The sequence below is a fragment of the Acinetobacter sp. C15 genome (genome assembly GCF_013420645.1).
Taxonomy (GTDB): domain Bacteria; phylum Pseudomonadota; class Gammaproteobacteria; order Pseudomonadales; family Moraxellaceae; genus Acinetobacter; species Acinetobacter indicus.
Map to the genome: position 1 here is coordinate 1 of NZ_VOXR01000041.1, position 20,593 is coordinate 20,593.

At 46.7% G+C, this 20,593-nt stretch carries 16 protein-coding genes; 7 read left to right on the plus strand and 9 right to left on the minus strand.

Features of this window, described 5'->3' with window-relative positions; all coding sequences use genetic code 11:
• Positions 1–489: 489 nt before the first annotated feature.
• A complete protein-coding gene (locus FTT63_RS12500) occupies positions 490–2,109 on the minus strand; it encodes an inorganic phosphate transporter (protein ID WP_152342467.1) in 1,620 nt (539 codons plus the stop codon).
• A 479-nt stretch (positions 2,110–2,588) separates the two neighbouring features.
• On the opposite strand from FTT63_RS12500, the gene metH reads away from it, so the two are divergent.
• A complete protein-coding gene (gene metH, locus FTT63_RS12505) occupies positions 2,589–6,275 on the plus strand; it encodes a methionine synthase (RefSeq protein WP_152342468.1) in 3,687 nt (1,228 codons plus the stop codon).
• A 222-nt stretch (positions 6,276–6,497) separates the two neighbouring features.
• Here the strand turns inward: metH and FTT63_RS12510 are convergent, their stop codons facing one another.
• Entirely contained in the window at positions 6,498–7,772 is a 1,275-nt protein-coding gene (locus tag FTT63_RS12510; RefSeq protein WP_152342469.1) for a glutaminase, read from the minus strand.
• 222 nt (positions 7,773–7,994) lie between these two features.
• On the opposite strand from FTT63_RS12510, the gene FTT63_RS12515 reads away from it, so the two are divergent.
• Entirely contained in the window at positions 7,995–9,140 is a 1,146-nt protein-coding gene (locus FTT63_RS12515) for a GGDEF domain-containing protein (RefSeq protein ID WP_152342470.1), read from the plus strand.
• Positions 9,141–9,267: 127 nt separating this feature from the next.
• Positions 9,268–10,554: an MFS transporter gene (locus tag FTT63_RS12520; RefSeq protein ID WP_180192378.1), complete on the plus strand. Its 1,287-nt coding sequence runs from the start codon at positions 9,268–9,270 to the stop codon at positions 10,552–10,554.
• Positions 10,555–10,615: 61 nt separating this feature from the next.
• On the opposite strand, the gene FTT63_RS12525 is transcribed toward FTT63_RS12520, so the two are convergent.
• Both FTT63_RS12525 and FTT63_RS12530 read right to left on the minus strand, forming a co-directional pair.
• Positions 10,616–11,113, minus strand: coding sequence for a DUF2505 family protein (locus tag FTT63_RS12525; RefSeq protein WP_075167095.1), 498 nt, complete (start codon positions 11,111–11,113; stop codon positions 10,616–10,618).
• A gap of 106 nt (positions 11,114–11,219) precedes the next feature.
• On the minus strand, positions 11,220–11,516 hold the full coding sequence (locus FTT63_RS12530; protein ID WP_016659310.1) for a hypothetical protein: 297 nt from the start codon (positions 11,514–11,516) through the stop codon (positions 11,220–11,222).
• 141 nt (positions 11,517–11,657) lie between these two features.
• Between FTT63_RS12530 and FTT63_RS12535 the strand changes: the two genes are divergently transcribed.
• Positions 11,658–12,578 carry an alpha/beta fold hydrolase gene (locus FTT63_RS12535; protein WP_163170307.1) on the plus strand — a complete coding sequence of 307 codons (921 nt, stop codon included), beginning with the start codon at positions 11,658–11,660 and terminating at the stop codon, positions 12,576–12,578.
• On the opposite strand, the gene FTT63_RS12540 is transcribed toward FTT63_RS12535, so the two are convergent.
• Positions 12,579–12,986, minus strand: coding sequence for a hypothetical protein (locus FTT63_RS12540; RefSeq protein WP_257224173.1), 408 nt, complete (start codon positions 12,984–12,986; stop codon positions 12,579–12,581).
• A 360-nt stretch (positions 12,987–13,346) separates the two neighbouring features.
• Between FTT63_RS12540 and FTT63_RS12545 the strand changes: the two genes are divergently transcribed.
• The gene (locus tag FTT63_RS12545) at positions 13,347–13,793 is read left to right on the plus strand and encodes a GNAT family N-acetyltransferase (protein WP_005179455.1); all 447 of its coding nucleotides are present in this window, start codon (positions 13,347–13,349) and stop codon (positions 13,791–13,793) included.
• A gap of 15 nt (positions 13,794–13,808) precedes the next feature.
• On the opposite strand, the gene FTT63_RS12550 is transcribed toward FTT63_RS12545, so the two are convergent.
• From FTT63_RS12550 to FTT63_RS12565, 4 genes are all read right to left on the minus strand, one after another.
• Complete coding sequence (locus tag FTT63_RS12550; RefSeq protein WP_180192380.1) at positions 13,809–15,689, minus strand: diguanylate cyclase; 1,881 nt, start codon at positions 15,687–15,689, stop codon at positions 13,809–13,811.
• 117 nt (positions 15,690–15,806) lie between these two features.
• On the minus strand, positions 15,807–16,148 hold the full coding sequence (locus tag FTT63_RS12555) for an FKBP-type peptidyl-prolyl cis-trans isomerase (RefSeq protein ID WP_005179461.1): 342 nt from the start codon (positions 16,146–16,148) through the stop codon (positions 15,807–15,809).
• A 125-nt stretch (positions 16,149–16,273) separates the two neighbouring features.
• A complete protein-coding gene (locus FTT63_RS12560; RefSeq protein ID WP_163170310.1) occupies positions 16,274–16,804 on the minus strand; it encodes a YaeQ family protein in 531 nt (176 codons plus the stop codon).
• A gap of 63 nt (positions 16,805–16,867) precedes the next feature.
• A complete protein-coding gene (locus tag FTT63_RS12565; protein ID WP_168383164.1) occupies positions 16,868–17,875 on the minus strand; it encodes a GTP-binding protein in 1,008 nt (335 codons plus the stop codon).
• A 456-nt stretch (positions 17,876–18,331) separates the two neighbouring features.
• On the opposite strand from FTT63_RS12565, the gene FTT63_RS12570 reads away from it, so the two are divergent.
• Both FTT63_RS12570 and FTT63_RS12575 read left to right on the plus strand, forming a co-directional pair.
• Positions 18,332–18,544: a hypothetical protein gene (locus FTT63_RS12570; protein WP_005179468.1), complete on the plus strand. Its 213-nt coding sequence runs from the start codon at positions 18,332–18,334 to the stop codon at positions 18,542–18,544.
• 313 nt (positions 18,545–18,857) lie between these two features.
• Positions 18,858–20,459: a bifunctional 3-(3-hydroxy-phenyl)propionate/3-hydroxycinnamic acid hydroxylase gene (locus tag FTT63_RS12575; RefSeq protein WP_127799487.1), complete on the plus strand. Its 1,602-nt coding sequence runs from the start codon at positions 18,858–18,860 to the stop codon at positions 20,457–20,459.
• Positions 20,460–20,593: the final 134 nt, after the last annotated feature.

Consider the following 20,593-nt stretch of genomic DNA (forward strand, 5'->3'; position numbering starts at 1 on the left):
CTCACCATAGACCCATGATGCAAATTCCTTAATAAACCCATCTTTATTTTCAGGGGATACAAAATAAGCAAGGTCTTGCTCTACTTTCTTTAAGCTTTCAGTCAAGTATTTCATTGCAAGTTTTTTTTAAAATTCAATACCTAAATTGTATATGTTTGACTATATTTGTCAATATAATTATTTGCTATAAATCACTCTCTCTTGTGTAGCGGTGCTACGTATCCAAAACGGAGAGGGAGATTTTTTTAGAGACCTGCTGTCTACCTGAAAGATAAAAGAGTGGATAGGTTCATTAAAGAAAGAGAAGCTTTGATATTGCTTAGGCTATTTCCTTACCCCCAGCCCTCACCCCTTGAGAGAATGCATTGTAGATTTGCTGTCTATCTAAAAAATAAAGGACGTCACGACTTAGCATTTGGATCATCTGTTTCATCTACAGATATAAAAAAACGCTGCCCAGGCAGCGTTTTTTATTGCGGATGAACCGGCTTAGAATACTTTCAGGAATAACCAGAACAGGCCACCCGATAAACAGATGGTTGCAGGCAAGGTGAAAATCCACGCCGATAGAATGGTTTTAACCATCTGGAAATTCAGGCCAGATTTATTCGCCACCATGGTCCCAGCCACCGCACTGTTCAAGACATGCGTGGTCGATACCGGCATACCAAAGCCATCTGCTGCAGCAATGGTCGACATCGCCACCAGCTCGGCTGACATACCCTGACCATAAGTCATGTGCTGTTTACCAATCCGTTCACCCACGGTGACCACAATACGCTTCCAGCCGACCATGGTTCCTAAGCCCAGTGCCAGTGCCACCGCAACTTTAACCCAGGTTGGAATATATTGCAGGAAGGAATCGAGATGGTCACGGTAATCATCGACCACTTTTTCCTGTTCCTTGCTCATGGCAGGTAAAGCTTCCGCTTTATCCAGACGCTTGAATGACGTGGTGCTGAGGTACATATCATTACGCAATGCTGCCACTTCTGCTTCCGGAATATTTTTCAAATCGCCGTATTGACCCACACGCTCACCTAAATGATCAGTCAAACTGGCCAAAGCCGGTACCACTTCCGGGGTGATTTCCTTGGTCTGGATGTACTTGGTGATTACTTCACGGGCCTGCGCATCCGGAATATCGGTATGGTTGGCATAAATTGCAGACGCGGTTTGCGTCGACAATTGCTGGAAAGACTGAATATGCTGGTTGTCCAGTTCCTTATTCAAGGAATAAGCCAATGGCACAATCCCAATCAGGATCAGCATGATTAAGCCCATGCCTTTCTGACCGTCATTAGAACCGTGGGCAAAGCTCACCCCAGTACAGGTAAAGATCAGGATGGCACGGATTAATGGTGGTGGCGGTTTGTTGCCTTCAGGCGGCTGGAACAGTTCCAGCTGACGTTTGAAAATCTTTTTCACCAGCAGGAACAGTACGGCAGCAAAGGCAAAACCAATTAATGGCGAGAACAGTAAAGCCTTACCGACTTTCATCACCTGTTCCATATCCACGCCGGATGCACCAGCGCCCGCATTGAGGATGTAGTTCATAATTCCCACACCCAGAATGGAACCAATTAAGGTATGCGAACTTGAAGCCGGAATACCGAAGAACCAGGTGCCTAAATTCCAGAGAATGGCCGCAATCAGCATGGCAAAAACCATGGCAAAACCTGCGCCTGAGCCGACATTCATGATCAGCTCGACCGGTAGCAAGGCAATAATACCGTAGGCCACGGCACCACTGGCGACCATCACCCCAAGGAAGTTACAGAAACCGGCCCACATTACCGCAACTGGTGCAGACAAGGCATTGGTATAAATGACCGTAGCCACCGCGTTGGCGGTGTCATGGAAACCGTTAACAAATTCAAAGCCCAGCGCAATAAATAAAGCGGTGGCCAGCAGAATCACCGAATACAGGCTAAGCGCCGGAACATGCGATAAATCTGCCGATAATTGAAAGCCAATATAAATAAGCGTTGAAATAATAAGCGTTAGAAACACCGGCATAAAGAATTTCGGTGTTGGCACATGAACATTGGTCGACTTTTTCGGAGCCGACTGGTGTGCTGAATCTACGGGAGTTTGATTAGAATTCATGCAAGCAGGAAAAGAGGATACAAAATCCCCTTATTGTTCAGTTAAATTGTGACAATTATATGACAAAAGCAGGTCAAATAAAGTAATTTTTCTACTTTATTTGCCACAATTTCCTGATAATTTTATAGACAAAAAATCAAACTATTTAAAATAAATCAAAATCTTATAAACCACCATCTCATCTTCATCCGGTTTTCTGTCACTGCTGTCATCTTTGATGGCCCTGAAATATTACAAGCACAGCAAAACCCGGCCCATTTTTAGACTCTCTCATGCTGCCATAGCTATATGACAATTTTATGAATCCTTACAATGATTTATTTATAACGATGTGTATTTTCAAAATAACCCCATGAAAACGTATACTTTTTCAGCAAAGATGCCACAAAGTTCCGTTCCATCCCATCAATTGCAGAAAAAAGCAGTCGAACTCTGCTAAAATATTGCGCATTTCTGATTCATCAAAACAAGGGTTTTTTATGTCCACGCTTGCTACCCTGAAAGAACTTCTTGCCAAAAGAATTTTAATTATCGATGGTGCCATGGGTACCATGATCCAACGCCATAAATTGGAAGAAGCCGATTATCGTGGTGAGCGTTTTGCTGACTGGGCCTATGACCTGAAAGGCAACAATGACCTGCTGGTACTGACCCAGCCGCAGATTATTCAAGGTATTCATGAAGCCTACCTAGATGCCGGCGCTGACATTATTGAAACCAACAGCTTTAACGGCACACGTGTTTCCATGGCAGATTACCACATGGAAACGCTGGTTCCGGAAATTAACCGTGAAGCTGCGCGTCTGGCCAAAGCTGCCTGTGAAAAATATTCAACACCGGAAAAACCACGTTTTGTGGCGGGTGTCTTGGGGCCAACCTCACGCACCTGTTCAATTTCACCAAACGTAAATGATCCCGCGTTCCGTAACATTACTTTTGATGCGTTAAAAGTTGATTACATCGAATCAACCAAAGCGTTGATTGAAGGTGGTGCGGACATCATCTTGATCGAAACGGTATTCGATACCTTAAATGCGAAAGCTGCAATCTTTGCCGTAAAAGAAGTCTTTAAAGAAATTGGTTATGAATTACCAATTATGATTTCAGGTACGATTACAGATGCGTCTGGTCGTACACTCACAGGTCAAACTGCAGAAGCATTCTGGAACTCGATGCGTCATGCAGAACCAATTTCAATTGGTTTTAACTGTGCCCTTGGTGCAGATGCAATGCGCCCACACGTGAAAACAGTGTCTGACGTAGCTGATACTTTTGTTTCAGCACATCCAAATGCTGGTTTACCAAATGCTTTTGGTGGTTATGATGAAACGCCTGAAGAAACTGCAGCATTTATTAAAGAATTTGCGGAAAGTGGTTTGATTAACATCACGGGTGGTTGTTGTGGTACTACGCCTGACCATATCCGTGCAATTGCACAAGCGGTTGAAGGCATTGCCCCACGTCAAATTCCTGAAATTGAACCTGCATGTCGTTTAAGTGGTTTAGAGCCATTTAACATCACCAAAGATTCACTCTTTGTGAACGTTGGTGAACGTACTAACGTAACCGGATCTAAAAAGTTCCTGCGTTTAATTAAAGAAGGTAACTTTACTGAAGCCTTAGACGTGGCACGTCAACAAGTTGAAGCTGGTGCGCAAATCATCGATATCAACATGGATGAAGGTATGCTCGATTCACAAGGTGCAATGGTGCACTTCTTGAATCTGATCGCATCTGAACCTGATATCTCTCGCGTGCCAATCATGCTCGATTCTTCGAAATGGGAAATCATCGAAGCAGGTTTAAAATGCGTACAAGGTAAAGCGGTTGTTAACTCAATTTCCTTAAAAGAAGGTTATGACGAGTTTGTAGAACGCGCGCGCCTCTGCCGTCAGTATGGTGCGGCTGTGATCGTGATGGCATTTGACGAAAATGGTCAGGCTGACACAGCAGAACGTAAAAAAGAAATCTGTAAGCGTTCTTATGATGTGTTAGTTAATGAAGTGGACTTCCCGTCTGAAGATATTATCTTTGACCCGAACGTGTTTGCAGTGGCAACCGGTATTGAAGAACACAACAACTATGGCGTGGACTTCATTGAAGCAACAGGTTGGATTAAACAAAACCTTCCAAATGCGATGATTTCAGGCGGTATTTCTAACGTATCGTTCTCATTCCGTGGTAACGAGCCAGTACGTGAAGCAATCCATGCAGTGTTCTTGTATCACGGTATCCAACAAGGTTTGACTATGGGTATTGTGAACGCAGGTCAGCTTGCGATTTACGATGACATTGATGCAGAACTGAAAGAAGCAGTTGAAGATGTCGTGCTGAACCGTAACCAAGGCGCAAGCGGTCAAGAAGCGACTGAAAAATTGCTAGCTGTTGCGGAAAAATATCGTGGTCAAGCGGGTGCGCAAAAGGCTGAAGAAAATCTTGAATGGCGTAATGAACCGGTTGAAAAACGTCTTGAATACGCGTTAGTTAAAGGTATTACAACTTATATCGATGAAGATACTGAAGAAGCGCGTTTAAAATCTGCACGTCCACTCGATGTAATCGAAGGCCCGTTAATGGCAGGTATGAACGTCGTCGGTGACTTGTTCGGTGCCGGCAAAATGTTCTTACCACAAGTGGTGAAATCTGCACGTGTAATGAAACAAGCCGTGGCTTGGTTAAACCCATTCATTGAAGCAGAAAAAACCCAAGGCGAAGCCAAAGGTAAAATCTTGCTTGCTACGGTAAAAGGTGACGTACACGACATTGGTAAAAACATTGTAGGTGTGGTACTGGGCTGTAACGGTTATGACATTGTTGACCTTGGCGTGATGGTACCGTGTGAGAAAATCCTGCAAACTGCGATTGATGAAAAAGTCGATATTATTGGCCTGTCGGGTCTGATCACCCCATCTTTGGATGAAATGGTCTTTGTGGCCAAAGAAATGCAACGTAAGGGCTTTAACATTCCACTGATGATTGGTGGTGCGACCACATCTAAAGCACATACGGCTGTGAAAATTGCACCGCAATATCACAATGATGGCGTGTACTACACTGCCGATGCATCTCGTGCTGTGGGTGTGGCAACACAATTGCTTTCACCTGAAATGAAGCCACAATTGGCAGCTGACTATGCGGCGGATTATGAAAAAATCCGTACTCGTCTTGCCAACAAGCAACCAAAAGCAGCAAAACTTTCTTATGCTGAATCTGTTGAAAATGGCTTCAAGATTGACTTTGCTCAACATGCGCCAGTTAAACCAAACTTTATTGGTTCGCAAACTTTCACCAACTATCCGTTAGAAACCTTGGTGGAATATTTCGACTGGACACCATTCTTTATTTCTTGGAGCTTGGCGGGCAAATTCCCGAAAATCCTTGAAGATGAAGTCGTTGGCGAAGCAGCGCGTGACTTGTATGCACAAGCGCAAGCGATGTTGAAAGATATTATCGACAATAAACGCTTTGATGCGCGTGCAACATTCAGCATTTACCCTGCCAACCGTGTGGCGGCAGATACTGTTGCCGTGACGGATGCAAATGGCAATGTAACGCATACCTTTGAGCATATCCGTCAGCAATCTGACAAAGTGACAGGTAAAGCCAACTTCTCATTGGCTGACTTTGTTGCGCCAAAAGATGTCGCGCAAGATTACTTGGGTGGTTTCACTGTTTCGATTTTTGGTGCGGAAGAACTTTCGCAAGAATATAAAGCCAAAGGTGATGACTATAACGCGATTATGGTTCAAGCCTTGGGTGACCGTTTTGCTGAAGCCTTTGCAGAACACTTGCACCAACGTATTCGTAAAGAGTTCTGGGGCTACCAAGCAGATGAACAGTTAACGAATGAAGAATTAATCAAAGAGAAGTATGTCGGTATTCGTCCTGCACCGGGCTACCCTGCTTGTCCTGAACATTCTGAAAAAGCGCCACTATTTGACTGGTTAGGCACCACTGAGAAAATGGGTACTTACTTAACGTCTAGCTTTGCAATGTGGCCGCCTTCATCAGTGAGCGGTTTCTACTATGCGAACCCTGAAACTGAATACTTTAACGTGGGTAAAATCTCTGGCGATCAGTTGGAAGATTATGCGAAGCGTAAAGGTTGGACACTGGATGAAGCGAAACGTTGGTTAGCGCCAAATTTGGATGATTCGATTTCATAAGAATCTCTCTAGTCCTCTTTATTAAAGGGGGAACTAAAAATCCCCCTAAATCCCCCTAAATCCCCCCTTTTTCAAAGGGGGACTTTGTCATGTGATTAAATGAATTACGAATCCAAAACCACCATCAAATTCGCGTAAAGTTCCCCCTCTGCCTCTCAGGAGAGGGTCAGGGAGAGGTATTTAAAACAAAGCGCCAGAAAAGTTGAAGGAGAGGCCCTTTCCTCATTCATACTGTTGCAAATAACGCTCTAGCTCTTCCTGAACCAGCACCGCTGCATGCTTCTGAATTTGCGTTTGACTTAACAGTCCTTCCGAATCAACCACCACCACACGATGTCCATCTTGCTGCAAACGCTCTACCCCTTCAAACAGCATCCGTGCACCCACATCATGAATTAAGGTGAGGTTGGTCAGATCGAGTACCATCGTCGTATCACCCGGTGGCTCTTCCTGTAAATTGCGCAGCAACATTTCTGACTCGGTAAACTGCAACACTCCGCGCAGTTCATAGACGCGAACATCATCATTTTTGCCAGCCCAATAACAGCTTTGAATAATGGTTTGTGCGGAAGGCGTCCCTTCCATCAGATGCAGGCCCATATCGGCAGATAAACGCTCGAAAATATCAATCCCGCGGACACTGTTGCCATGTTCATCTACACGCGGTGAAAATACCGCAATACCGACCTGACCCGGCAGCACACCAATAATCCCACCTGAAACGCCACTTTTGGCCGGAATCCCCACTGTGGTGAGCCAGTCTCCGGCAGCATCATACATACCACAACTGAGCATCACGCTTAACACCTGCCGCACCACCGCCCGATCCAGTAAACATTCGCCCGTTTTCGGATGTAGGCCGCCATTGGCCAAGACACTGGCAATGTGTGCCAAATCCTTAACCGTGACCTTAATTGCACACTGCTGGATATACCCATTTACAATTTCGACCGGGTCAGTGTCCAGTGCACCGACAGTACGCAGCATATAGCCAATCGACAGATTCCGGAATGCAGTCTTCATTTCGGAGGTATAGACCTGCTCATCAAAACTTAATTCCCGTCCGGCCAGTTCACTTAAAAAACGGCGCAGCTGCTCGGCCCGTGAAATGCCATCCTTAGTTTGAATTAATGAATGGGTAGTAATCGCACCCGAGTTGATCATCGGGTTTTTCGGAATATTCAGTTCTTTGTCTAAGGAAATCTGGTTAAAGGCCTCGCCAGAAGGCTCCACGCCTACTTTTTGCAAAACTTCTTCAATGCCCAACTGCTCCAGCACCAGTGCATAGGCAAAGGGTTTGGACATGGACTGGATGGTAAATTCATGACCATCATCACCGCTGGAATAGATCATGCCATCTGCGGTGGACAGGGCCAGCGCCAGCTTGTTAGGATCAGCCTGTGCCAGTTCCGGAATATAATCGGCCAGCTGCCCGCCCACATTGCGCTGACATTGTGACAAAACATGCTTTAAATAATCTGGAACAGGCGTTTGCATAGGATGGGTCCTTTTTGGGCATTATCATTGTTGTAGATGGCAACTTTATTTTATACCGCAAGCCGGTGCATTTTGGCCCGGCAGTTACAGCATCGCTACACGCATCGCTTTTCTAAATCTTCTTGATTCAATTATGCGCTCAAGATTGTGCACTTTTTTAGATCACTGTCTGGGAGAAGCTGCTATGATGGCGCGATTTTTTGACTTACCTGCAATTTGTTCATGTTAGCCGAAAATTTCTCCCTCTACAGTGCGCTAATCCCGCTGTTTATGATGGCCTTTGGCAGCGTCATTCTGCTGCTGCGGCTGTTCCAACCAATTCCCACCTATTTTCTGTGGTATGCCGCATCGACCTTGTGTACGGGTCTGGCCGTACTGATCATTACCGTGGTCTCCGCCCAAGTGTTGCCGACCTTTAGCTTTATTCCGTCCACGCTGCTGTTTATCAGCTGTGCGATGTTCACCCATGCCATTCATTTACGGCTGAATGTCACCACGCGCTGGGCATTTCTGCTGGTGCTAATTGCCATTGCCGAGTCAATTTATGTGTATTTTTCGGTGTTTGATGAGCAATATGCACAGCGGATGCTGGTGCTGACCATCACCATTACCCTGATTTTTTCGCATAATTTAAAGGCTTTATATCAGGTCAAGCTCAAGCAGAAACTGGATCGCCTGTTACGCCTGTCACTGTTGCTGTTAAGTGCGGTGATTGCGCTGCGCACCCTGTATCTGTTTGTGGTATTACAGCCGACCAACCAGATTTTAAGTAACAACTTGGTCGCTGCCGGCACCCAGCTGATTATTCTCTGCCTGAGCCTGCTGATGGCCGGGCTGCTGTTTCATAGTGCCTATCAGGATATTTTCCAGCAGCTGCAAAAAGAACGGAATCTTGATCCATTAACCGGCTTGCTGAATCGCCGGGCGCTGGAGGAACGGCTGAAACGCTTAAAACAGCACAGCCGTTCCAGACAGAATGCGATTATTCTGTGTGATCTGGACTTTTTTAAGCAGATTAATGATCAATATGGCCATAAGGTTGGCGATGTCGCGCTACAGCATGTCACCGAAATTATCAGCAAAGCGGTACGCAAATACGATGAAATCTGCCGGATGGGCGGTGAAGAATTTCTGATTTTACTGCAAGATACCCCGCTGGATATCGCAATTCAGGTAGCAGAACGGATTCGCAGCGGCATCGAAACCACACCACTGATTCAGAGTGGTCAGGTCATTTCAATGACCGGCAGTTTCGGCATCAGCTTTTTCCAGCACTTTGATGAGTTTTCTCAGGCCGCGCAGCAGGCCGATTTATTGCTATATCAGGCCAAAAATCTGGGCCGCAACCAGCTGCACTGGCAACAATAACAATCATCCACACGTGCAGACTTTTATAACTATTAGTTTATTTTTCCCAAATAAAGTTTGATTATTCATAGCTATAGCTCTTCTTTAAAATTACGGTTCCTGTTTTTAGCTCAGTCAGAAGATACGCATGGATGCTACTCCCCGTTTAAGCCGCGAAGACAAACGCACACTTGGCCTGTCCTCACTCGGCGGTGCACTCGAATTTTATGACTTTGTCATTTATGTCTTTTACGCCAAAATCATTTCTGATCTGTTTTTCCCAAGCACACTCAGTCCATTTTGGGCCATGCTGAATACCTATGGGATTTTTGCAGCCGGTTATTTCTTCCGTCCACTCGGCGGTGCGGTGATGGCGCATTTTGGCGATTTAATTGGCCGTAAGCGACTGTTTAGCCTGTCGATTTTATTGATGGCCCTACCCACGCTGTTTATTGGCATCATGCCGACCTTTGAAAGTATTGGTTATGCCGCGCCATTATTGTTACTGCTGATGCGCGTGGTACAAGGTATTGCTATTGGCGGAGAAATTCCTGCGGCCTGGACCTTTGTTTCTGAGCATGTGCCAGAAAAAAGAATTGGTTTTGCCAATGGTCTGCTGACCGCCGGCTTATCCTTGGGGATTTTACTCGGCGCGTTAATGTCGCTGTTTATTTCACTGCAATTTACTGCGGCCGAAATTCAGGACTGGGCATGGCGTATTCCGTTTATTGTTGGCGGGATTTTTGGTCTGGTGGCGCTGTATTTACGTAGTTATTTACATGAAACCCCGGTATTTAAAGCCATGCAGGCACGCAAGGAACTGGCCAAGGAATTACCAGTGAAACAGGTGCTGGCGCAGCATCGTAGCGGTGTGGTGATGGGCATGTTCTTTACCTGGTTCCTGACCGCCTGTGTGGTGGTGCTGATTTTGGCCATGCCAAACCTGCTGGTCGGTGCATTTGGTTTTGACCGCGCCGATGCCTTTAAAATGCAAAGTGCCGCCATTGTCATGCAGATGATTGGCTGTATTGTGGCCGGGCTGCTGGCCGACCGTTTTGGTGCTGGGAAAGTCATTTTATTCGGCTCCCTGCTGGTCGCTGCAATTGCCTCACTGTTCTATAACAGCCTGGGCCATGTTGAAGCATCAACAATCTTTATGCTGTATATGCTCTTGGGTCTGGCCTCTGGAACAGTCGGGATGGTGTCATATAGTATGGTAAAAATGTTCCCGGCACAAATCCGTTTTTCCGGTATTTCATTTTCTTATAACGTGGCTTATGCCATTGCCGGTGGCATCACCTTACCGCTGGTGCAGTGGCTAAGCCTGTATAGCAATATTGGCGCGCTATATTATATCTGGGTGGTGTGTCTGGTGGCATTTATAACCGCCTGGTTTTATCAGCAGCGCTTTGAGCGTGCCCGATCTTCGGTTTAATCCACCTCAAAACAAAAGAGCCCGGATTCATCCGGGCTTTTTATACAAAGATGTGCAGATTTTAACTTTTTAAATTCTTCTTGAGTTCATCTTCCACAATATTAATTTCCACTTCGCTAAAGCGGCGAATTTCACCTTCTGCATGTTTTTCCAGCATCCCGCCAATTAACGGCACTTTTACTTTTACCGTCCAGTTCAGCTGGATCTGAATCTGCTGATCATTGCCCGTCACCGAACGTGCGCAGCGGGCCTCTAAGGGCAAGTTCGCACCTAAATCAATGGTCGAGGTCAATGCACTCAGATTGGTGACATCGGTGCGCTTTAAACGAAAAGCATCTTTTAGCAGTTTTTTGGCGATGTCTGGAATATTCACATCCAGGTTATAGGCACGGCGCAAGGTGTAAATATCACCTTGGATCTGCGATTCCAGAATCTCCAGATTTTCCCCCGGAATGCGTTTGCACACATTTTCATGTAATGCAGTATTTGCAGCCAGCTGTTTGAATTCGCTCAATGAAACACCCTGAATGGTGGCATTGACAGTAAATTGATGCGCCATAGTTGATCCCTGATTTTGTCTTTTTCTTCGGTCTTGTTCTTGGTGGGGAACCTGCTGTTGCAGCCGGTTCATCGCCTGTTTATTTAAAAGAATTCTGCACGCGCTGTCATTGGCTGAATGTGGTCGGATTGTTCTGGTGTCTGCCATATTCAATCCGCAGCATCTCACCGGCATCAATCCTGACAAAACAGTCCAGATAATCAATCCGGGCATAAAACTGTTCAGCGCCATCATCCAGTCCGGCCACCGACCAGCGAATGCCGGCCGGAAACTGCTCAAGCCAGCCCGACTGATAAAAATCGGCGACTGAATCAAAATGCAGGCCCTCGGCAGCGGCCTGTTGCAGACGCCGTGCCACCTGTTCAAACCTGGCCTGTTGCTGCTGGCGAAAATCAATCAGCATGGCTTATCTCATCCTGCTTTTATTGCTGTTTATTTCTATCGCTGTTTATTTTAAACCTTCTGGCCGATGAACGCGCCAGTTTTGACACTGCCCCTCTGCAACATTCAAACTAGAGCCAGTCTAAAAATATACGAGTTCAGGATGAACACCACTGCTTCTGCAATTCACACATCGCCACTTGAAATCAGCAGCGTTACTTTCCCGGCCAGCGATGGTTATCTGCTGACCGGCACCTGTTATACCCCGCCACAAGTTAAGGCGCAGCTGCTGGTGGCCTGTGCAACCGGTGTGCCGCAAGCCTTTTATCGCCGCTTTGCCGAGTACATGAGCCAATATCAATATCAGGTGCTGTGTTTTGATTATCGCGGTGTGGCCAAATCGGCACCCAAACGGCTGAAAGGCTTTCAGATGTCCTATCTGGATTGGGGCAAACTGGATCTGGCCGGTGCAATTGCCTATTTTAAACGTGAGCAGATGCCGCTATTTATGGTCGGTCATTCCTATGGCGGACAGGCACTGGGATTAGCACCGAATCATGCGCAGGTCACGGCACTGTACTGTTTTGGTACCGGCGCCGGCTGGCATGGCTATATGCCACTAAAAGAAAAAATTAAAGTGCAATTTGTCTGGAACCTGATTTTCCCGCCAATGGTGGCCCTGGCCGGTTATTTGCCGTGGAGCAAGCTGAACATGGGCGCAGACCTGCCGCTGGGCGTATATCAGGAATGGCGTAAATGGTGTAAAAATCCGACTTACTTTTTTGGTGACCCGGCACAACAGGCGCTGTTTGAATGTTATGCACAGGTCAAAACCCCAATTTATGCCGCTTCTTCACTGGATGATGACTGGGCCTTACCCAATTCCCGGTATGCCTTTATGCAGCATTATTGCAATGCCTCAGTGAAAATGATCAACCTGAGTCCGCAGCAGTTTGGCTTAAGCCAGATTGGACATATGGGCTATTTCCGCCAAGGCGCAGAACAAATCTGGGATCAGGTGGCGGCCACGTTTGACCTATATCTGCCATCCGATGCAAACACCGAAGTGAGCATTTCAAAGTAATCAGGACGGTAAAGACAGGCGCTGCTGGGTTTCACGGCCCTCCCGATCCACATGGGTGATAAAAATACCGTACTGGCTCACATAGTATTCCAGCGACTGCTCATAGAAGGTCCAGTAAATGGCCCATTCGCCCAGATCGGTATCTGCAATCCGGGTCTGGGTTTTGGCCGGCATTTTACGCAATACCTGTTCCTGCAGCATTGAGCCATCCTCTTTATGCTGTACAACTAATGCGTCCTGCATAAAGATGTCCGCCACATCATCAAACAGTTGCTGTTCATAGGCAGCGACTTCTTCAATCACCTCTTCAACCGGTCGCGGGCATTTCTGGCTAATCGGGCCTTGCACCATATTGCAATAGGCGGCCTGATGTTTCTGAAAGGCACGGTTAATTCTGATTTTGATCATGACTTTCCACAGCGCATAAAAGGCCAAAAAAATCAGGAGGATTACCAGTATTTTTGCCATAAGCCCGCTTACCTCAATGGTTCGGTTCTCATTTCCCAACGTTTGGTCTCGTGTCTCTTATCTCAGCGCTGGATCATGCCTGATGATGAGGATGATTCCATGCGCTCCTAAAGATGACCTAATCGCATCTGCGCTGCCAAACTGCTGTCTTTTTATTCATTTTGACACAAAACAGTATCAATCCCCCAATAAAAAATTCTCACAACACCTAAAAAACTGCGTAAATCACAACAAGATTGACATTTTGTTGAGGGTTTATTTACATTCAAATAGGTGCTTGTTTATGCCTTTACCAACACAATGATTAGATCCGCTCGAATTCAAGATGTCCCGAGCCTTATTCGCGTTTTGCACGACAGTATCCGATCCTGTAGCCTCGATCATCAACATCGTGAAATCAAGATTCAACGCCTGCTCGAAAATAAAAATCAGGAAAATCTGCTGTTACTGATGCACTATAACAACTGCTGGGTGTATGAGCTGCAGCATCAGGTGGTCGGTTTTATTCTGGCCAGCGATCAGGGTGAAGTTTTAATGAATTATGTCGCGCCCGATGTCCAGCAGCGTGGCATTGGCAAACTGCTGCTCAATGAAGTGTTGCATTATTATCAGCAACGCCAGATGAAACGGATTGTGCTGGCCAGCACCCGTACTGCGCTGCCCTTTTATCAAAAATATGGCTTTCAGATTCAGCCGCAGGCAATTGAGCCTGTTTTACATATTCCTTTGGTCAGATATCTGGACTAAAGATTTTTCACTGGCTTAATGCCCGGCAATCCTGTACTGATCCCGGCCGGCTTCCTTGGCCAGATACAGCTGCTGATCGGCCGCTTTCATAAATTCCAGTACACTGGCATAGGGCTGCTTGCCAGTCATCCAGGCCACGCCCATACTGACCGTGACATAGTTTTTCGCATCCTGACGGGCAATGTGCTGTATCTGCTCGGCACGAACCGCCTGTAATACCTGCACCATCATCGCCTCTAATAAGGCAATCGGGACATTGTGCAGTATCAAGGCAAATTCTTCACCGCCATAACGTGCCACATAGGCATTTTCAGGCAAGGCACGATTTAAGATCAGCACCAGCTGCTGCAAAACCTGATCTCCTTTTAAGTGGCCATAATGGTCGTTATATTTTTTAAAATAATCGACATCTAGCATCACAAACGCCAGGGTATATTCAGGCTGCTGACAGGTCTGCTCAAAACGTAGCAGGATTTCATCATTCAAGGCACGGCGATTATAGGCACCGGTCAGCGCATCAATTTTTACCTGCAATTCCAGCTTGGCATTTAACTGACTTAACTGGGCGGTACGTTCCTTGACTTTAACATCCAGCGAATTATTCAGGCTCAGCAAACGGTTATTCAGTTTGTCAATATAGGCAGTATCACGCGCATAGTTACGTGCCTGCTGCAGCATAATCAGCAAGGCATACAGACTGGTAGAAATAAACGATAAAGCAATTGATTCAATCAGGTTTAAGGCCAGCAGCAGATCATGAATAAAGCTGCCAAACAGCAGCAATACCGCACATACGGTTAATTTGGAATAGCTCAGTTTCTGCCGCAAAGTTTCGGCAAAACCGTAGATAAAATTGATCAGCACCAGCAGACTGAATAAAGAACTCCATAACGCCAGCTGTTCCAGCACCATCGGTGGTGCCCACAATGCAGCGACCAGATTAATGGCTATTAACAGCAGCGCAGCACAATATACCCACCGATGTAAATAACGCTGGTTAAACAGGAACATATAGCTCAAGAAAAATAAAATAGCCAGAAAACTGAACAGATATTGCAGCCGCAATCCCCAAATCCAGTTGATATCGGTAAAAGCAGTATAGGCATACGGGGCTGCGAACAGGTTGTGCAGCGCCAGAAACACAATAAAAATGCCAAATACAAACATACTTTGTGCATTCGGCGACATCACCCCACGGAAAAAGGAAAAGACCAGGGTAAACAGCCCAATCCCGAGCACCCCGCCGCTGATCATGGCCACGCTCATCATCAGGCGCTGGTATTGGTAGTTTATGGTACGGCTGAGTCCGATTTTTATTGAATGTTCCAGCCCGCCCCTGAAGTTCTGGAAACTGGAGGCCTGAATCGCCAGGGTAAAATATTCACTGTCGGCAATAAAATAGGCAAGCCGATGACCATTGCCGTTTTCATGGCGGGCAGCATCAGGACCGGCTTCCCCCACGCGTGCCAGCGGCTCACCATTTAAATACACCCGGTAGGCACCCTGCTGGCTAGGCATCCAGATCGCAATGCGGCGACCGACAAACTCTTTTGGCAACTGAAAATGCCCAATAAATGTGCCATAGCCTTCCATTTGGCCGGTCAGTTGCTGAAAAGAAGCCGGTAAATGCACCCGTTCTGCAGTCAGTACTGCACTGGGCTGTTGAATAAACTGCTGATTGTAAAACAGCCATGAGCCATCCAAATTGGTACTGGAACGTTCACTAAACTGCAGGGTCGTAATCAGCTGCTGCTGATAATAGGAGTCTGGTGAGGAATCATAATGTGCTCGTGCCGAAGCAAGGCTGAGTGCACACAGACACAGCCAGGCCATCAACAGGAGAGAAATCCGAAAGTACGCGCGCTGTTCCAATAAAATGATAATCCCTGCAGACATTGGAAAGGAATAATTTTAATGTACTGTGTATTGTAGGGCTTTCAAATTACTTTTTGCACTATTTTTGCACAAGCCGACCAGAGACATCCTGTTCTCCGGTCAGGGGATGTGGAAGGCTTATTCGTCGCGGGTTTTCACGTCAAATAATTCAATTTCAAAAATCAGGTTGGAATTGGCCGGAATAATATTGCCAATTTTACGCTCGCCATATGCCAAATGGGATGGCACGATCAGCTTGCGCTTACCGCCAACTTTCATCCCGAGAATGCCCTGATCCCAACCTTTAATCACACGGCCGGTACCAATCACGGTTTCAAAATAGTTACCGCGGTCAATGGAAGAGTCGAACTTGGTACCATCTTCCAGCCAGCCGGTATAGTGAGTGGTAATTAAAGCGCCTTTGACCGCTTCTTTGCCCTCACCCACTTTTAAATCAATAATTTCTAATTCTTTTGACATGCGTCTGCTCTCTTCAACCAAATCAATTGTGCATGAGTATAAAAGGAATTGATGACAGCTGCATAATTTAGGCCGCTAAATTGCAGCCGTTTATTGACCTGACACCACAGCAGCAACCGGATGGGTTACTGCAACTGTTCCCATTCAATCACAGCCTGGGCCTGATCGCCAATTAAGGTCCATTCGCCATCCATCACATTTAACTGTAGCTGCATGGTACGTTCACACAGTTTCTGAATTGCTTCGGTGGTGGCGGTAGACAGTTTCCAGACCTGAACATTTTTCAGGGTTTTCAGCTTGCTGGAGCGTTTATACCAGTCATCGACATTGCTGCCATAGGCCACCACCGCCACCTGTTGGCAACGGGCGCTGGCTTTTTTGACCTTGTCTTCATCCGGGCAGCCGACTTCAATCCAGTTTATTAGCTGACCTGTGAGATCTTTTTGCCACAGCGCCGGCTCATCGGTTTCAAACAGGTCTTTGGTGAATTCCAGTGCCTCATCGGCATAGCGGGCAAATGCCAGAATACGCACCATCAGGCGCTCGATGGTTTCAGACGGATGCAAGGCCATGGTGAGCTGATAGTCACCATATTGATGCACATCCATATTGGCAATATTTAAATCTGCTTTATAAATTGTTGCTTTAAGCGCCATACACGTGATCCTCAAATTTGGCGCCTAGCATATCGGATTTTGCTGCCCCGTGCTGAACAGATTCTAGGCAGTATTGTCAATGCGACAGGCCAGCAGCTGTTCCTCAAACGCGCTCCAGTCCCGGGCATGACGATAAATCAGCTCAATCCGGTTATCGGTATTTTCGGACGATGACTGATAGTTAAATTGCTGCGGATTGAAATTAAAGGTTTTCCAGCCCTGATTGGTGTGAAAAATTGCTTTAATCCGCAACCAGTCCTGCTGTTCACAGAGCAGATCCAGCAATGCATAAAAGTCAAATTGCCAGCGCCGGGAAAATTTCCAGCCGGCCACCGAATACCCCTGCGCCGTTTCCACATAATGATAGGGCAACTGTTTAATTTCCGGCAGCTCTGCCTGTGCCGGCAGTGTGCGTTGCAGCTGCAATAAAGGCTGGATTTTACGCTGGATGCCGACATGGGCCAGATCAATTTCAGCCAATGGCAGCTGACCGTTTTCAGCAGCTAGCCAGCGCGGTGCATAGGCCTGATATTCCTGTTTTAATTTTTCCAGGCCCTGTTCATCTGCGGGCTGCATCTGATCCGGATGTGAAATCACAATAATCTGGGCGGCTTTTAACTGGTCGGTATACAGGTTTTGCTGGGTCCAGTCGGCATCGTGCAAACGTGAACCATCCACCACCGTGACCAAGGCGCGCATGTCCAGATGGCTGTGCCAGTGCGGTTCGGTCAGCTGTTCCAGCAATTGCAGCGGATGGCCCAATCCGGTGGGTTCAATAAACAGCCGGTCGGGCTTGGCTTCATCCAGTAAGCGTGACAAGGCAATCTGCATTGGTAACTGGCTGCTGCAACATAAACAGCCACCGAGCAGTTCCTTAATTTCAAAACCGTCACTTTGCGGCAAAATCTGCTGGTCGATGCCGATCTGGCCAAATTCGTTCATCAACACCGCCCAGACTTCCTGCTCCGGCTTTTGACGCAGCAATTGCTGTAACAGCGTGGTTTTCCCGGCTCCCAGAAAACCGGAAATAATATGGGTTGGAACGGCGCGTGTCGGTGCAATCAGTTTCACAGGTCTACTCTTTGGCTGGGCAACGTTTGCATGCTATGCAAGATTGCCATGTGGTTCAAGCCAGCACTGCAGCTTTCTGGCTGAGATTTTTTCAGCTTGAGCCAGAAAATGCACCTACCTTTGCTATCTTTTAGAAAAATTTAATTACATTTATCTGCCTGCAGTTTTTCTCCGTAACGCTGCAATATCGGCGGCAATGTAATTTTATTTATCCCGGCATGGGGATAACTCTGGCCATCTCCTCTGCAAGTTCGCCAATTTTAGATGCAAAAAACGGTAAATTCTTACCCAATTGCTACATTTTCTTCATTCATGTAGAGCCAATGTTAAGCAGATTTTTTGCTTTGTTGCTTCGATTGCTCAATCTCCTACTGCGGCATAGCATGAAGCCTGTCCTCGATGCAGGTGATGTGCATACGAGGTCAACTCTAAAATGAATATTAAAGGATGCCTAACATGAAATTAACTCAAATTTTACTTGCGACCACGTTTGCGGCTGCTACCGCAACCACTTTTGCTGCACCGGCAGCACCAGCCAATACCCAAACTGAAGACAAAGTGATTGTCAGCACCCAGGAGCAGCCAGCAGCAGCGGCCAATGCCGGGGCAGCAGATCAGCCTGCGTCTGAAGCTGCATCAAGCGATGACAAAGAAAAAACTGCACGTTAATAGTTACCATACTGTGCGTTGCTATTTTTGATGGCAGCACCGTATTAAATACCATTGTGTGAAGGTGAAACCGCTTTGATGCGGTTTCACTTTTTTATGGAAATGGTCTTTTTACTATAGAAATAAATGATCGTAACATCATCCTGAATGATCGTATTTTTATTATAAATATTCATCTAATCAACAAATTATAAAAATCATCTTATTTACTATCCTCTACAGTCGACCTCTGTTTCCACTATGGCATAACTTGTTGAATCCCGGCCTTTCACCGTTAATGGGCATTAATCTGACGTGATGGATGGACCTCGCGATGAACACAACAAACTATACAACTGAAGTGGCAATTCTGGGTGCCGGTCCGGTCGGCTTAACCATCGCCAACTATTTAAGCAAACAAGGTATTCAGGTGATGGTGGTGGAACAGCTGGATCGCCTGATTGATTACCCACGCGCCATCGGGATTGATGATGAATCGTTGCGGACTATTCAGTCTTTAGGTCTGGTCGATCAGGTCTTGCCGCATACCACGCCCAATCACGCCATGCGCTTTCTTACCCCAAAAGGCCGCTGCTTCGCCGATATTCAACCGCTGACCCGCGAATTTGGTTTCTCGCGCCGCAATGCCTTTATCCAGCCGCAGGTCGATCAGGTGCTGTTAAACGGCTTGACCCAATATGAACAGACCCAAGTGCTTTTTTCCCGGGAACTGACCGAGTTTCGTCAAGATGCAAGTGGCGTGACGCTCAAACTGCATACACGTGAGGGTCAGCAGGAAGTGATTCAGGCGCAGTATCTGATTGCCTGCGATGGCGGCAACTCTCTGGTACGCCGTCGTCTGAATATTGCCTTTGATGGTAAAACAGCTCCGAACCAGTGGATTGTGATTGATATTGATAATGACCCACTGGCCACGCCGCATATTTATCTGTGCTGTGACCCGGTGCGTCCTTATGTGTCCGCCGCCCTGCCGCATGGCATCCGCCGTTTCGAATTTATGGTGATGCCGGGCGAAACCCAAGAAGAACTAAGCAAACCGGAAAATATCGCCAAGTTACTGTCTAAAGTCTTGCCAATCACCGATGGTATCGAGGTCATTCGCCAGCGCGTCTATACCCACAATGCGCGTATTGCCGAAAAATTCCGTGTTGACCGGATTTTACTGGCCGGCGATGCAGCACATATTATGCCGGTGTGGCAGGGTCAGGGCTATAACAGCGGCATGCGTGATGCCTTTAACCTAGCCTGGAAAATGGCGCTGGTGATTCAGGGCAAAGCCGCTGCCGAGCTGCTCGATTCATACCAGATTGAACGTAAAGACCATGCCAAAGCCATGATTGATTTATCGGTGATGGCCGGGCATGTGCTGGCGCCGCCAAAACAATGGCACGGTATTGTCCGTGATGGTATTTCTTATGTGCTGAATTACATCAAGCCAATCAAACAGTATTTGCTGGAAATGCGCTTTAAGCCGATGCCGAAATATCAGGATGGCGCCCTGTTGCCACAAACCGATAAACACTCGCCGGTCGGTAAAATGTTTATTCAGCCGCAGGTACAACTGGCCTCAGGTGAAACGGTGCTGCTGGATGACGTACTGGGCAATGATTTTGCGATTATCGCCTGGGGGGTTGATCCAAAATGGGGACTGTCTGACAGCAGCATGCAGCAATGGCAGAAACTGGGGGTGAAATTTATTCAGGTAATTCCTGCGGTGCAGCTCAAACATCCACAGCCGAAACACTCTGCAGATGTGATTACCATTGGTGATCTGGGCACAGAAATTCGCAGCTGGTTTGGCAAAACCACAGGCTCGGTGGTAATTTTACGCCCTGACCGTTTCGTTGCGGCGCTGGCAATTCCGCAAACCCTGGAAAGTACCAGTCAGCAACTGTTCCAGAAACTGCATGCCTAATAAGATGAACCGTTATTTAAAACCTACTCAAACCTACTCAATGTGGGTTTGATGTTTAATTCCTACTTCACCATCAAGAACCTAAAGCATTTGCTTTAGGGATTACCTCAATTCCATAGGCTGTCACGGTGTAA